The organism is Microbacterium sp. cf046, from assembly GCF_900114345.1.
Lineage (GTDB): Bacteria > Actinomycetota > Actinomycetes > Actinomycetales > Microbacteriaceae > Microbacterium.
Genome location: NZ_FOZJ01000001.1, coordinates 786755 through 799577 on the forward strand (window position 1 = coordinate 786755; position 12823 = coordinate 799577).

The following is a 12823-nucleotide window of genomic DNA, read 5'->3' on the forward strand; positions in this document are numbered from 1 at the left end:
GTGGGAAGGCGCACGCGCGCACGGTGACGACTGACGGCGGTGCAAGCGGGTCACGCGACGCTTGGTGAGTGTCGCTATGGGGTGGCTCTGAGGGGCTCGAGGGCGGCGAGGACGAGGTCGATGCCGAAGGCGAACTCCTCGGCTGGGTCATAACCGGCAGCCATCAGCGCCGCGGCCGACTCGTTGAGGTACGGGAACTCGTCGGGAGGAAGCTGGGGCAGGTAGACGTCTGCGGTCAGGTCGGCGAGCTCATCGGCGGTGTCGAACGGCAGGCTTGCCGCCTGCAGGGCGTGACCGTAGACATAGCTGTCGAGCAACCAGTTGGCGTGCGTCGCCATCAAGACGGAGAAGCCGGCCCTCCGCAGGCAGGCGGTGACCGCTTCGTGGTGGCGCAGGTTCGCCGGCCCCGGAGATGTCCGCGACTCCATCAGGCCGATCGCCCATGGGTGGCGTGCGAGAACCTGCCGGGCGGATGCCGCCCGCTGTCGCATCGCCGACTGCCAGTCCGTCTCTTCGCGCGGGAGTTCGATCTCGCCGAACACGCTGTCGATCATGGCGTCCAGCAACTCCTCCTTGCTCGCCACGTAGTAGTACAGCGACATCGCGCCCGCGCCGAGCACCCCTGCCAGCCGTCGCATGCTCAGCCCATCGACCCCCCCGCGGTCGGCGAGCCGGACCGCCTCGTCGACGACCCGCTGCTTGCTCAGCCCCGCGTCTGAGCCGACCTGGCGTTCTTCGCTCGCTGGCATGGGCCTCCTCGCTTGCTCGAACGGCTTGACAATCGTACAGCGTACTATGCATAGTACAGTGTACGACGTACAGTGTACGAGTCAGCGAGACGCGCGGCTCGGACGTGAGGAGGCTTCTGTGGGAATCGAACAGCGATCGCCTGGCGCCGCACGACCGGTGTCTGGAGCGAGTCCGGCCGCGGCGGCGACGATGCGCGCCGCCGTCCAGCATCGCTACGGCCCGCCGTCCGTGCTCGAGTCGTCCGAGGTCGGCATCCCGCTGCCGGGTCGACGCGACGTGCTCGTCCACATCGGCGCGGCCTCCGTGCATCCTGGCGACTACTTCGTCATGACCGGTGAGCCGTACATGGTGCGCTTGGTGTTCGGGCTCCGCCGGCCGCGCCACGGCATCCCAGGCAGGGATCTCGCCGGCGTGGTTGCAGCGGTCGGGAAGGATGTCACCGCGCTGCGTCCCGGAGACGAAGTGTTCGGGTGGAGCACGACGGGGACGCTCGCGGACTACGCCTGCGTCCCGGCGGAAAACCTCGTGCCCGTGCCCGCCAACGTGTCGGTCGTGGACGCGGCAGCGGTGCCCACGTCCGCCCTGGCTGCGTTGCAGGCATTGCGCAAGATCGCGAACGTTCAACCGGGCCAGACCGTGCTTGTCACTGGCGCGTCAGGCGGCGTGGGCTCCTTCGCGGTACAGATCGCGAAGGCGTTCGGCGCCGAGGTGACGGGTGTATGCAGCACCGGCAACGTCGAGTTGGTCCACTCACTCGGCGCCGACCATGTCATCGACTACACGAGAACCGACTTCGCCCGCGCCGCGAAGCGCTACGACGTCATCCTGGACAACGTGGAAGCCCAGCCGCTCGCGGCTGCGCGACGAGCACTGACGCCGACCGGCACCCTGATCCCCAACAGCGGCCGCGGCGGCCGCTGGCTCGGCCCGCTCGGTCGGATCGTCGTAGCACGCCTGCTGTCCGGGTTCACCCGCCAGCGGCTGAGGCCCTTCGCTTCGATCGAGAAGCGTCAGGACCTGCTGACTCTGGCCGACATGCTCGCGAGCGGGCAGGTCACGCCTGTCATCGATCGGACCTACCCGCTCGATGAGGCAGCCGACGCCCTCTGCTACGTCGCAGCCGGGCACACTCGCGGGAAGGTCGTGATCGCCATCTGACGAACGGACCGACGAGAACGACTCACCCGTGCGAGTGCACGCCAAGACCTGCCGCCAGTCCGGCGGACAAACCGATCCTCTCGAAAGAAGAACCGATGACCAACCGAACGAAGACCCCGAACCCGCTCGACAACCCGCCGGTGCCCGTGCAGGCCAAGCTCGCCGCCGCCTGGACCAGCTTCATGTTCCTCTACATCTACGTCGACTTCTTCAATCTCTACAAGCCCGGCGTCGTCGACGGCATCCTGAATGGGCTCGTCTGGAGATTCGAAGTCAGCTCGACGCTGTTGACCTTCATGCTCGCGTCCGTGGCGATCCCGGCACTGATGGTGATGCTCTCCATGACGCTGCCCGCCCGAGCGAACCGCGCCACGAACCTCGTCGTGGCATCGCTCTACATCCCCTACTCGCTGTTCAACGCGGCAGGGGCGTCCTGGGAATGGACCTTCTTCTACGGCCTCTCCATCGGCATCGAAGTGCTGCTCCTGGCCTTCATCCTCCGCTCCGCCTGGACCTGGCCCCGGACCGTCGCCGTTCCTGCCGACGGCGCGACGACCGATCTTCGGCAGGGGCTTCGGCTGTAGGTCTGCAGCGGGGCCCGCTGACGAGGCATCTCGCTGGCGTGGCCGGATGCGCAGTCGCGGGGGTGCAGCACGTTCCGGCTGCACTCCTCGACCTGCGCGTCAGCTGACGACGGGCGTCAGGGTGATGGTGTCGGGTCCGCGGCTTCGACCTGAGGAGCGACCGCGTCGACTTCGGCGACCGCCTCGTCGCTCGGGCTCAGCACGTGCGTGTCGCCACCGAGCTCGGTGAGCTTGTTCATGACCCCCGCCGCTGCGGAGGACTTCACCAGGGCTCCGACAGCCGCCTGGCCGTTGTCCAATGCGGCCGAGAGGCGCTCACGCTCGTCGCTGTCGATTCCCAGCCCCTTGTGATGCAAGGCACCGATCAGGCCGCCGCCGATGGCCCCGGCCAGCAGGCCCACGGGGGTCAGCGCGGCGAGGATCACACCGATGCCGGCACCCTTGCCCCAGCTTCGACGACCCATCTTCTGGGTCTTGACCTTGCCGTTCTCGTCCAGGACGAGCACACCGATCGCATTCAACTTCACGTCGTCGTCGAGCTTGTCCCACTCTTTGAGGGATTGGGCAGCAGCGTCCGCCGCTGCTTCATTCGGAAAGATCGCCAATACGACCTGCTTCTCGCCCATCGGGTTCTCCTGTCTCGTGCGCTCGCAGCGCACTCGCAGAATGACCCACGGCCAGTTTCGCGTCAAGGGGTGCGGCGTGCGGCGGCCGCTCGATCCGGTTCGTTCCGGCGGTGCCCGCGGGCCCGGTAGGTCAAGCCGCCGGCGTCGTGAGATCCGAATCGGCCTGTGCCGCTTGCCACTGATCCCGGGTGACTGCGTATTCGACGGCGCCCAACTCACTGCCGTCACGGTCGTCGTCGTCTTCGTAGAAGGTGCGGATGTACTCAAGGCCCGCCGAGCGCATGGTCGCCCGGGATCGTTCGTTCACCGTCAGGGTGAGGGCGAAGACGCGGTGCATGTCGAGGTCCTGGAAAGCGTGGCGCAGCATCTCGCGTGAACCCTCGGTCGCCAGCCCCTTGCCCCAGTGCCGCCGCAGCAGCCGGTAGCCCAGCTCGGCCTCGCCCGGGACGAGAGCCTCCTCTCCCCACCCGGCCGGCTGCAGCAGCCACCAGCCGACGAACTCGTCCTCGACGAAGCCGACCCAGAAGCCGAGTCCCGCCACGGGCTCCGCCGTCGCCAGCCGGAGTCCGTGAGCCTTCTCGACCTGGGCGCGGGTGCGACCGTCGCCGGTCAGGTAGCGCATCACCTCTGGGTCGGAGTCCAACTCCACCTCGAGTTCCAGATGCTCATCGCCTAAGGGGATCAGTCGGATTCGGTCTGTCTGCAACGTCGCCTGAGACACAGAGCAATCATGCACCAACTCAGGGAGGGCACCCTGCCAGACTGGGCGTCGTGGCCGCTGAGCATGTCGATGTCGTCGACGGACCCGCCGTCCGTGATCGACCCGAGACGCCGACTCTCGGCATCCGTGAGGTCGTGCCGTTCCGCACGATGCTGGCTGAGCGCGATCGGCTCCTGGCGGAGCTGATCACATGGCTCCGCGTCCACGGCGCAGGCGACTCCGGTCCCTTCTTCCTTCGACTGCACGTCGTGGACATGGCAGCACTGATGGACATCGAGGTGGGCGTCGTGGGAACGGCGGATGCCGAGGACGAACGAGTGAAGCGGGGATGGCTTCCGGAAGGCCGGTATGCGGAGCTCGACTATCGAGCGACGTCGCTGAGCGCCAACCGGATGCTCCTCGCGTGGGCCGGCGACCAGGGACTCACGATCGACTCGTGGTCCACGCCCAGTGGTGAGCAGTTCGCCGCGCGACGCGAGATCTACATCACCGATCCCCGACTCGAGCCCAGGAGGAAGCAGTGGGTCGTCCGGCTCGCGTTCCTCCTCCGCCCCTGAGCCGCCACGGCGTTGCGCCGAGGTCTCCGTCGCGGGTCCAAAGGTCGACCGCTTCGGCAGCTCTGACTGGTCGAGACGGTCACTCCTTGATCGTGACGATTCGGAACACCGGGAAGTCCGGAGCGATCTCAAGAAGCCGCTCGTCCGACGCGGAGGCGTCGACGTTCTCGAAGAATCTGCCGACCTCCCACGCCCACGCCCTGAGATACGCGCGCAGAATCGGCGGCTTCTCCTGGTCGGCAACCTCCACGGCGTGGAACTGCTCCGTTCTGCGCCCGCTTGCCAGCCGCCCCTCACCCGACACTCTGATGTTCCGCACCCACTGGGTGTGCCCGCGCGGCGAGACCAGATAGCGATCCCCACCGACCCGGAGAGGATTGACCGGCGTCGAGCGCCACTCGCCACTGGAACGACCTCGCACAGACAGCACACGACTTCCAGCGAACGGCAGACCGATCTTCGTCAGCCACCCGATCGCTCCATTGAAGACCGAATCGATCCCGGATGGTCTGACATAGCGCGCGCCCACCCTGTCATCCTGCCGCACGCCGTCGCCCGCTCACGGGCGTCAATCCTCGACGCCGCCGACGCCGCGGCTCGGTGACTCCAGGTGTTTCAGCCCGTGAGGAGGCCGGCAAACCCGCCGACTCGCAATGCTCCGGCCCCGCCCCGCTCAAGAAGTCAGGGGGATGACCCCGAGTTGCCGGTAGAGCCCGTACCGGTCGTATTCCACCCAGTCCTCGGCGAACTTCCCGTCAGCGAAACGGGCGATGATGATGACGGTCCACTCGACTTCCTTGCCCGACGCGGCGATCCCCGCCCAGTCACCCCGCTGCACCCCGCGCCAGCGACCCCGCCACACAGCGCGGTCGTTCGAGAAGAACAGATCATCGAGGGTGTACCTGATCTCCGGAAAGGCGGCGAAGAAGTCCGTCATCCCTGATCTCCACGCGTCAAGGCCGCGCAACGTCTGCTGCCCCATCCAGTGGGACGTCAGGTTCTCCAACCAGTACGACTCGAGGTCGTCGAGCTCGTGTCTGTTGAATACAGCCTCGATGTAGTCGCGAACAAACGTCTCCCGCGTTGGTGCTGGCACGGCACGGTCTCCTCACACGTCGAGCGACGACGGCCGAACTGCCGTCTCACCTATGAGACTGAACGCGGCGCGGGATCAAGTCAACGCATGGGATCGGCGAGCGGGGACGGATGGCTCGATTCAGGCGGAGCGAGCGAGCAGTTCTGTCGTCGCGTCCCAGAGTCTGGCCTCGCGCACCGTGTCTTGAGCGAATGGTTCGACCGAGCGCTGCTTCGTCTTGACGACGAAGTCCCCGCCATCGAGGTGTGCCCACTCCTCGTCCAGAGCGAGGGCTGCCAGGACAGGGCCGGATTTGCGTGGCGAAGAGACTCCGGGAAAGCGCTCCAACAACCGGCCGATCCGTTGCACGTTCTCGCCGTGCTCCCTCGACAGTCCGGTGCCGGGCGTGAACCCGGGTTCGAACACGGAAACGTTGATGCCTGCGGGAACGCGGGGTTGAAGTTCGTGCGCGTAATGAGGATCGCGAGTTTCGAGTTCGAGTACGCGACGCCCGCGGCGCGCGCGGTGGGCTCGATGTCCGCCGGTGCGGGCTGGGCAAGTTCCAGGGGGTCCTTCCAGACCGCTTCCGGGACACCGAGCATGCGCCGCGGAGTATTGAGGTAGTAGGTGTTCGAGCCGAGGAATCCCGTTGGCGATCTTCCGCGTGTCCGATGTCACCACCACCGTCACCCACCGCCACTCCGGCGGCAACGATCAGTCGAGCTGTCGAACTTGTCATGATGACCTCCTCCGGTCCGGAAGGGCGCTTGAGGGCTACTCTGCCCTGCGCGCGCTGAAGCCCTGCTGAACGCGGGACGCTCCCCTCGCGCGGATGCGCCCTAGGCGCGCGGGCGCGGCCGGGCGAGTGGCATCAGGGCCGACATGGCCCACCGCGGCATCCGGAACATCGGACGGTCCTTGCCGAGCGCATCGATCGCCGACATCTCCGCGACGGTGAGCTCGAAGTCGAACACGTCGATGTTCGCCGCGATGTGCGCGGGGTCAGTCGACTTCGGAATGGCGACGAAACCGCGCTGAACGTGCCAGCGCAGAATGATCTGCACGGGCGACTTCGCGTGGCTGCTCGCTGCGGCGAGCACTACGGGCTCACCGAGAAGACTCTTCGATCCGTGGCCGAGCGGATACCACGCCTCGGCCACGATGTCGTGCGACGACAGGTAGGGGAGCAGGTCGGGCTGCTGCCAGTACGGGTGCAGTTCGACCTGGTTCAGCACGGGCGTGATCCGCGCCTTCGGAAGGAGGGCATCGAGGTCGGTCACGGCGAAGTTGCTGACGCCGATCGACCGGACGGTTCCTTCGTCCACTGCCTCTTCCATTGCCTTCCACGCACCGGTGACGTCGCCGACGGGCTGGTGCAGGAGCAGCAGGTCCACATACCCGCCATCGAGCCGTTCCACCGCCTCGCCGATCGCGACGCGGGCCTTCTCGTGGGGGTAGGCCGACGGCCACAGCTTGGTGGTGAGGAAGATCTCTTCGCGAGGCACCCCCGAAGCGCGGATGCCGCGTCCGACGGCACGTTCGTTGCGATAGGCGATCGCCGTGTCGATGAGACGGTAGCCCGTCTCCAGCGCTGACTTGACGCTGGCCTCGCACTCCGCGATGTCGGAGATCAGGTAGACGCCCAGGCCGATCTGCGGCATCCGGAGACCATTCGAGAGCGGAACGCTGGTCGTCATGATTGCCACCCTCCGGCTGGGTCTTGCGCCACGGCCCCATTGTGCGCGCGATCAGGACGTTCCGACAGATCGATCGGTCGCCGCGGTGGTCAGGCGCCGAATCGCCGCTGCAGATCGGCGTAGCCGACGGCACCGTCGAGAAAGCTCAGGGTGCCGGTGTCCAGGAGTTCTCGGCCCGCGCGCTCGAGTCCGCTGAGTGCGGCTCGGGCAAGACTCGCGCCCACGCTGACCCGCCTGACGCCGAGCGAGAAGAGCGTGGGCGCATCGATGACGTTCGCGGTCAGCCCGGCGACGATGTTGAGCGGGGCGGGGATGGATGCCGCGAGCCGGCGGATCGTGTCCGCGTCATTCACCCCGGGCACGAAGATGCAGTCGGCCCCTGCTTCGACGTAGCGCAGCGCTCGTTCGACGGTCTGCTCGAACAGATCCCCGGTGGCGCTCGAAAAGTACGTGTCGGTCCTCGCGTTCAGGACGAAGGTGCCCGCCGGCGCTGCCGCGCGGGGCGGCGGCCAGTCGATCTGCGGCCTCATCGATCTCGAACAGCACGCCCCCGACGGCATCCTCGAGGTTGGCACCGACCACGCCGAGTTCGAGGACTCGTGCAACCACACGACCGACGTCCTCCGGTCCGTCGCCGTATCCGGATTCAAGGTCCGCACTCACCGGCGCGCGCACCGCACGGACGATGCGGTCGAGACACTCGAGCATGGTCTCCAGGCCCAGCGCCCCGCCGTCGGGAACCCCCGAGGACCACGCGATGCCCGCGCTGGTCGTCGCAATGGCCGGGAAACCGACCCCTTCGAGGATGCGGGCGGACCCGGCATCCCACGCGTTGGGAATGACGAAACCCGGGCCGGCATGCATCGCGAGGAAATCGGCGCCGCGGTCGATGGACGCTGTCTCGTCATCTCGTGTCGGCACGCCTGTATTAAGTGCGCACACCACGGTCCAGGTCAAGAGCGCCCGGATCTAGGTCGCTGACACTCCGTGCGCTCCGAGGACCGTGGTTGCGAGCGCGCCGGCCGTCACCGCCGCGGTCAAGGCAGCTCGAGGATCGTCGCCGAGAGCGATCCGAGCCGCCAGCGTGCCGGCGAACGCATCACCCGCTCCGGTGGTGTCGACCACCGCGACCGGGGGTGGAGTGGCATCCCAATCGCCCCATCTCGCACCGCGGGCACCAAGAGTCACGCAGGCTCCCGCGGGCCGCCCGAGCAGCGCATGCTCGTGCTCGTTGACGATCACGACATCCGCAAGCTGCAGCAGCGGTGCGGAGCCCGCGACCACCGGTGAGGCGTTGAGGATCGCGCGCGCTCCGATCGCACGAGCACGCCGGAGCGCGGCCTCGGCGCACTCGAGGGGGATCTCCAGCTGGACCAGCACCACCGACGTCTCATGCGGGATGCCGTCCACCACGTCGTCCGGGGTGAGCAGCCCGTTCGCGCCGGCGATGACGACGATGCTGTTCTCTCCGTCCGCGGCAACGGTGACGATCGCGCGCCCTGTCACCCCGCCGGCGATCACCGAGACCGCTGCCAGGTCGACGTCCGCCGCGCGCAGCGACCTCCGGCACACGTCTCCGGCATGGTCGTGCCCGACCGCGGCCACCAGCCCGACGCCGGCCCCGGCGCGGGACGCAGCGATGGCCTGATTCGCACCTTTGCCGCCCGGCCGCTCGCTTCCGTCGTCGCCCGCGACCGTCTCGCCGGGTTTCGGGTGGCGGACGACCCGAACCGTCGTATCGAGGTTCACCGACCCCACCACGACCACTGAGCTCACTCGGCGATGCTCTCATCCTGGAACCAGCCACGGGGGCGGTTCGAGACCTGCGGCAGGGCTCGTTCAACGCGCGGCTTCGCCCACTCCGCGGCATTGGCCAGAACGCGATGGATGTCGGCGCGATGGTAGATCGGATAGTTCTGGTCGCCTGGGCTGAAGTAGAAGATGCGTCCCAGACCGCGACGGTACGTCAGCCCCGAGCGGAACACCTCACCGCCGCTGAAGCTGCTGATGAAGACGAGCTCGTCCGGCGGTGGCACGTCGAAGAACTCGCCGTAGGTCTCGTGCTCGGGCAGCACCAGCGGGTCGGGGACGCCCACGGTGATGGGGTGCCCTGGGGCGACGCTCCACACCGTCTCGCGGTCCCCGTCGTTGCGCCATCGGAGCGAGCAGGTCGTGCCCATCAGCCGGATGAAGATCCGCGAGAAGTGGCCGGAGTGCAGCACGACGAGCCCCATGCCGGACAGCACGTGCTGCGCGACGCGGTCGACGATCGCCCCGTCGACGGCATCGTGCGCGCGGTGACCCCACCAGAACAGCACGTCAGTCTCAGCCAGCGTCGCTTCGCTCAGGCCATGCTCGGGCTGCTCGAGGGTCGCAGCAGTCATGGAAGCGTCCGGCAGCAGCTGCTGGACGCCGTTGATGATCGCGCCGTGGATGCCGTCGGGATACAGCTCCGCGATCTCGGGCTGTTCGCGCTCGTGGACGTTCTCATTCCAGACGGTGATGCGCAGGGGCTCGGTCACAGCACCTCTCCTTTGGCGTGCAGGCGTTCGTAGAGGTCCAGGCTCAGAGCGGCGGTCCAGCTGAAGCGCAGCGTACCGCGGGGCTCGCCGCTGTGCGGATCGACATACTCCGGGAAATCGTGGTCGAGTCCGAGGTCGGCCATCTGGCTCGCGAGCCCGCGCGCCGCATCCGCGAATCCCCGCTCGTGCAGCGCCTCGGCGATGAGCCATGCGGTGTTGAACCACGAGGGGCCGCGCCAGTATCGAGCGGAGTCGAACGTCGGCGCGGTCAGGTCGTGACTGGGCACCAGGGCGATGGCGCCGAGACCGAAATGCTCGGAAGACAGCGTCTCGAGCAGTCGGTCGGTGTGCGGGAGGGCGGGCACGAGGAGGGGGATGAGCCCGGAGATCGTACGGAACCGCTGCTTTCTGCCCGCGACGACGTCGTTTGCGACATAGCAGCCGAGCTCCTCGTCCCACAGGCTTTCGAGGGCGTCCGAGAGTTCCACGGCACGACGGCGATGGTGCTCGGCATCCGCGCCCAGCAGCTCGGCGATCGTGGCCATCGCCCACTCGGAGCGGATGAGCAGGGCATGGGTGGCAGGGTCCTCGAGCACGAACGGGTAGCCGGCGTCCTGGTCGTCGCAGTCGTGGTCGCGGTACCGCGCGGCCAGGTAGAGGTATTTGCCGTACTCCGCGTTGGAGGGACGATGGCTCGCGTCCGCATGATCGAGGTCGGGTCTGGGGATGTCGCTCCCGAACGACGCATCTACCGCGGCGAGCGGTGCGTCCCAGAACGGGGAGTTGTCCATGCCGCTCTCCCACGGGTGCACGATGTGCACCAGCCCCGATGGGCCGATGCGGCGCTTCTCGAGGTACTCGTGCCAGCCCAGGAGCCGCTTGTAGGACCGCGCGAGGAACCGGCGTCGGTCGGACTCGGCGGGGTCGGACTGGTGGACCAGCAGCGTCGCGAGCGCGTGATTCGGGGGCTGGATGAGCCCGGCGGTCGGCACCGCCGGGCTGCCGGGGATGCGCTCGCTGTGCCAGAACGAGGCGCCGGGGGAGTACTGCACGTCGAGCCGCGGGTTGAACACGATCTGCGGCAGCCGCCCATCGGCCCATTGCGCGCTGAAGATCGCATCGAGCTCCTGCTGGGCCCGCCGCGGCGAGATGTGCCGCAGCCCGATCGCGATGAACGCGGAGTCCCAGCTCCACTGGTGGGGGTACAGGCCGGCGGCCGGGACGGTGTACGTCCCCCGCCAGTTCTCGGCGAGCACGCGGGTCGCCGCCATCAGCGCGCGGTCGCTCACAGGTATCGCCTGAGCAGTGGCGGCACGGATGGGAGCACCTCTTCGGCGGGGCCGGAGAGCCTGCTCTCGACCGCGATCGCGCCGTCGTACCCGATCGCCTGAACGGTCGCCCCGAACAGGGCCCAGTCGATGTGGCCGGCACCTGGCTCGAGCCGGTTGGAGTCGCTTGCCTGGATGTGGCCGATGTAGGGTCCTGCGGCGATCAGCGCGGCTGCCGGATCGGCCTCTTCGATGTTCATGTGATAGGTGTCGGCGGCGATCCGAACGCTGTCGAGTCCGACGAGCCGGATCAGCCCTACGGCATCAGCGAGCGTGTTGACCATGTGGTCCTCGTAGCGATTGAGCGGCTCGAGGAAGAGGGCGACGCCCTCTGCGGCCGCCACCTCACCCAAGGTCCGCAGCGAGTCGACCATCACCGCCGTGTCCTCCTCGGACGAGCGCGGTGGTTCGAACGGCGGAAGCCGGCGGGAGAACATCCCCCAAGACGCAGGTGTCATCGCCCCGCGACCGCCGAGCGCCGCGATCACACGCAGCTGGTCGGCCATCTGCTCGACAGCATCCCGCCGCAGATCGTCGTCGAAGGCCCCGATGAAGTGGCTCATCTCGACGCAGACGGTAGGCGTGTTCACTCCGCTCGCCACCGCGCGGCGCAGGTCCGGGAGGCGCGCGGCGAACGCGCCGTCGCCCTGCGCTCGCAGCTCGATTCCATCGAAGCCCCAGGACTGCGCGAGCTCCCACTTCTGTTCCAGGGTTTCGCCCCAGAGCACCTGCTCCTGCACGCAGACCGCGTTCATCGCGTGCCACCCATGTCGATGACGACCTGCAGGGCGTCGCGAGGATTCTCGTCGAGCATTCGATACACGTCAGCGGCCTCGTCGAGCTGGACCGTGCTGCTGATCAGCGAGAGTGCATCGATCCTGCCGGCGGCGGCAAGTCCGATCACCGTGCTGTTGAGGCGATAGCGGTCCCACCGGTGGCTGACGGATGGCGCAGGGCCCGAGATCTGCGAGCAGACGAGCTGAACGCGGTTGTGGTGGAACTCCTCGCCGAGGCGAAGGCCGACGGCATCCCCCTGCAGGAATCCGGCGGCGACGACGCGCGAGTTGTACGCGACAGACCGGATCGCCTCGTGCAGGGCACGGGCATTGCCGCTGATCTCGATCGCGACGTCCGCGCCGCGACCGCGTGTGAGTTCGCGGATCGTCTCGGCGACGGCATCGGACGGATCGAGTGCCACCTCGGCGCCGAGTCGCAGCGCAAGCTCCCGCCTCGATGCGATGCCGTCGACGGCGATCACGCGCGCGCCGTTGAGGCGGGCGAGCTGCGCGACCAGCTGGCCTGGCACGCCGAGCCCGAAGACCGCCACCCATTCGCCGACGTGGATGTCGGCATCGATCACGGCGTTCAGCGCCACCGCGCCGATGTGCGAGAAGATGCCCACCCGCGGGTCGGCGTCGGCCGGCAGCACCCGGTCGGCCGCCGACGCAGCCGTGAGCACAGCGGAAGTCCGGTGTCCCCACGTGCCCCACACGCGGTCGCCGATCTCGACCTCGGACACGCCGTCGGCGACCTCGACGATCTCGCCGACTTCTTCGTATCCGAGCGTCGTCACCGGGAATGCGGGCTCGGCCGCACCGTCTGCGAACAGGCGCGACTCGGCGTTCCAGTGCTTCGTGACGTGCGGGCTCGTTCCCCGATACGCGGTCAGCTCGGTGCCCGCCGATATGCCGGAGAACAGAGTGCGCACACGCACTTCGCCCGCACTGAGCCCTGGTTCGGGGTCGTCGACGACCGAGACCGTCCGTGCTTCGGGAAACGTGATGCGCAAGCCCATCGGCCCATCC

At 67.9% G+C, this 12823-nt stretch carries 16 protein-coding genes and 1 pseudogene; 3 read left to right on the forward strand and 14 right to left on the reverse strand.

What is annotated here, in order from left to right; genetic code table 11:
- Positions 1-74: 74 nt before the first annotated feature.
- Positions 75-749: a TetR/AcrR family transcriptional regulator gene (locus BM349_RS03620; RefSeq protein ID WP_091702968.1), complete on the reverse strand. Its 675-nt coding sequence runs from the start codon at positions 747-749 to the stop codon at positions 75-77.
- 118 nt (positions 750-867) lie between these two features.
- Between BM349_RS03620 and BM349_RS03625 the strand changes: the two genes are divergently transcribed.
- Entirely contained in the window at positions 868-1908 is a 1041-nt protein-coding gene (locus tag BM349_RS03625) for an NAD(P)-dependent alcohol dehydrogenase (protein WP_254773708.1), read from the forward strand.
- A gap of 95 nt (positions 1909-2003) precedes the next feature.
- Complete coding sequence (locus BM349_RS03630; protein WP_091702975.1) at positions 2004-2492, forward strand: DUF6326 family protein; 489 nt, start codon at positions 2004-2006, stop codon at positions 2490-2492.
- 116 nt (positions 2493-2608) lie between these two features.
- Here BM349_RS03630 and BM349_RS03635 read toward each other — a convergent pair whose 3' ends face one another.
- Together BM349_RS03635 and BM349_RS03640 are read right to left on the reverse strand one after the other, a co-directional pair.
- Entirely contained in the window at positions 2609-3118 is a 510-nt protein-coding gene (locus tag BM349_RS03635) for a DUF1269 domain-containing protein (protein ID WP_091702978.1), read from the reverse strand.
- A gap of 130 nt (positions 3119-3248) precedes the next feature.
- On the reverse strand, positions 3249-3854 hold the full coding sequence (locus BM349_RS03640) for a GNAT family N-acetyltransferase (RefSeq protein WP_368086661.1): 606 nt from the start codon (positions 3852-3854) through the stop codon (positions 3249-3251).
- 35 nt (positions 3855-3889) lie between these two features.
- Between BM349_RS03640 and BM349_RS03645 the strand changes: the two genes are divergently transcribed.
- The gene (locus BM349_RS03645) at positions 3890-4396 is read left to right on the forward strand and encodes a GyrI-like domain-containing protein (protein ID WP_091702982.1); all 507 of its coding nucleotides are present in this window, start codon (positions 3890-3892) and stop codon (positions 4394-4396) included.
- 79 nt (positions 4397-4475) lie between these two features.
- Here the strand turns inward: BM349_RS03645 and BM349_RS03650 are convergent, their stop codons facing one another.
- From BM349_RS03650 to BM349_RS03695, 11 genes and pseudogenes are all read right to left on the reverse strand, one after another.
- Positions 4476-4943 (reverse strand): nitroreductase family deazaflavin-dependent oxidoreductase, encoded by a 468-nt coding sequence (locus BM349_RS03650; RefSeq protein WP_368086662.1) that lies wholly within the window; start codon positions 4941-4943, stop codon positions 4476-4478.
- Positions 4944-5069: 126 nt separating this feature from the next.
- Positions 5070-5492 (reverse strand): ester cyclase, encoded by a 423-nt coding sequence (locus BM349_RS03655; protein WP_091702991.1) that lies wholly within the window; start codon positions 5490-5492, stop codon positions 5070-5072.
- A 120-nt stretch (positions 5493-5612) separates the two neighbouring features.
- Complete coding sequence (locus tag BM349_RS03660) at positions 5613-5897, reverse strand: Rossmann-fold NAD(P)-binding domain-containing protein (RefSeq protein WP_091702995.1); 285 nt, start codon at positions 5895-5897, stop codon at positions 5613-5615.
- Between the two features lie 413 nt (positions 5898-6310).
- A complete protein-coding gene (locus tag BM349_RS03665) occupies positions 6311-7168 on the reverse strand; it encodes an aldo/keto reductase (RefSeq protein WP_091702997.1) in 858 nt (285 codons plus the stop codon).
- A gap of 89 nt (positions 7169-7257) precedes the next feature.
- Complete coding sequence (locus BM349_RS18900; protein ID WP_254773710.1) at positions 7258-7698, reverse strand: isocitrate lyase/phosphoenolpyruvate mutase family protein; 441 nt, start codon at positions 7696-7698, stop codon at positions 7258-7260.
- A gap of 25 nt (positions 7699-7723) precedes the next feature.
- Positions 7724-8032, reverse strand: a pseudogene (locus BM349_RS19080) (isocitrate lyase/phosphoenolpyruvate mutase family protein); the annotation flags it as partial.
- 105 nt (positions 8033-8137) lie between these two features.
- Entirely contained in the window at positions 8138-8944 is an 807-nt protein-coding gene (locus BM349_RS03675) for a ribokinase (RefSeq protein WP_091703000.1), read from the reverse strand.
- Entirely contained in the window at positions 8941-9690 is a 750-nt protein-coding gene (locus BM349_RS03680) for a ThuA domain-containing protein (RefSeq protein WP_091703003.1), read from the reverse strand. The genes BM349_RS03675 and BM349_RS03680 overlap by 4 nt, the downstream gene beginning before the upstream one ends.
- Positions 9687-10979, reverse strand: coding sequence for an MGH1-like glycoside hydrolase domain-containing protein (locus BM349_RS18905; RefSeq protein ID WP_254773711.1), 1293 nt, complete (start codon positions 10977-10979; stop codon positions 9687-9689). The genes BM349_RS03680 and BM349_RS18905 overlap by 4 nt, the downstream gene beginning before the upstream one ends.
- A complete protein-coding gene (locus tag BM349_RS03690; RefSeq protein ID WP_091703007.1) occupies positions 10976-11773 on the reverse strand; it encodes a sugar phosphate isomerase/epimerase family protein in 798 nt (265 codons plus the stop codon). The genes BM349_RS18905 and BM349_RS03690 overlap by 4 nt, the downstream gene beginning before the upstream one ends.
- Positions 11770-12813: a zinc-binding dehydrogenase gene (locus tag BM349_RS03695; RefSeq protein ID WP_091703012.1), complete on the reverse strand. Its 1044-nt coding sequence runs from the start codon at positions 12811-12813 to the stop codon at positions 11770-11772. The genes BM349_RS03690 and BM349_RS03695 overlap by 4 nt, the downstream gene beginning before the upstream one ends.
- Positions 12814-12823: the final 10 nt, after the last annotated feature.

Bases quoted from the DNA above. Each gene is read 5' to 3' on its own strand.
- BM349_RS03690 (WP_091703007.1), bottom strand. From the start codon at position 11,773: ATGAACGCGGTCTGCGTGCAGGAGCAGGTGCTCTGGGGCGAAACCCTG.
- BM349_RS03630 (WP_091702975.1), top strand. From the start codon at position 2,004: ATGACCAACCGAACGAAGACCCCGAACCCGCTCGACAACCCGCCGGTG.
- BM349_RS03635 (WP_091702978.1), bottom strand. From the start codon at position 3,118: ATGGGCGAGAAGCAGGTCGTATTGGCGATCTTTCCGAATGAAGCAGCG.
- BM349_RS03665 (WP_091702997.1), bottom strand. From the start codon at position 7,168: ATGACGACCAGCGTTCCGCTCTCGAATGGTCTCCGGATGCCGCAGATC.
- BM349_RS18900 (WP_254773710.1), bottom strand. From the start codon at position 7,698: ATGAGGCCGCAGATCGACTGGCCGCCGCCCCGCGCGGCAGCGCCGGCG.
- BM349_RS03620 (WP_091702968.1), bottom strand. From the start codon at position 749: ATGCCAGCGAGCGAAGAACGCCAGGTCGGCTCAGACGCGGGGCTGAGC.
- BM349_RS03695 (WP_091703012.1), bottom strand. From the start codon at position 12,813: ATGGGCTTGCGCATCACGTTTCCCGAAGCACGGACGGTCTCGGTCGTC.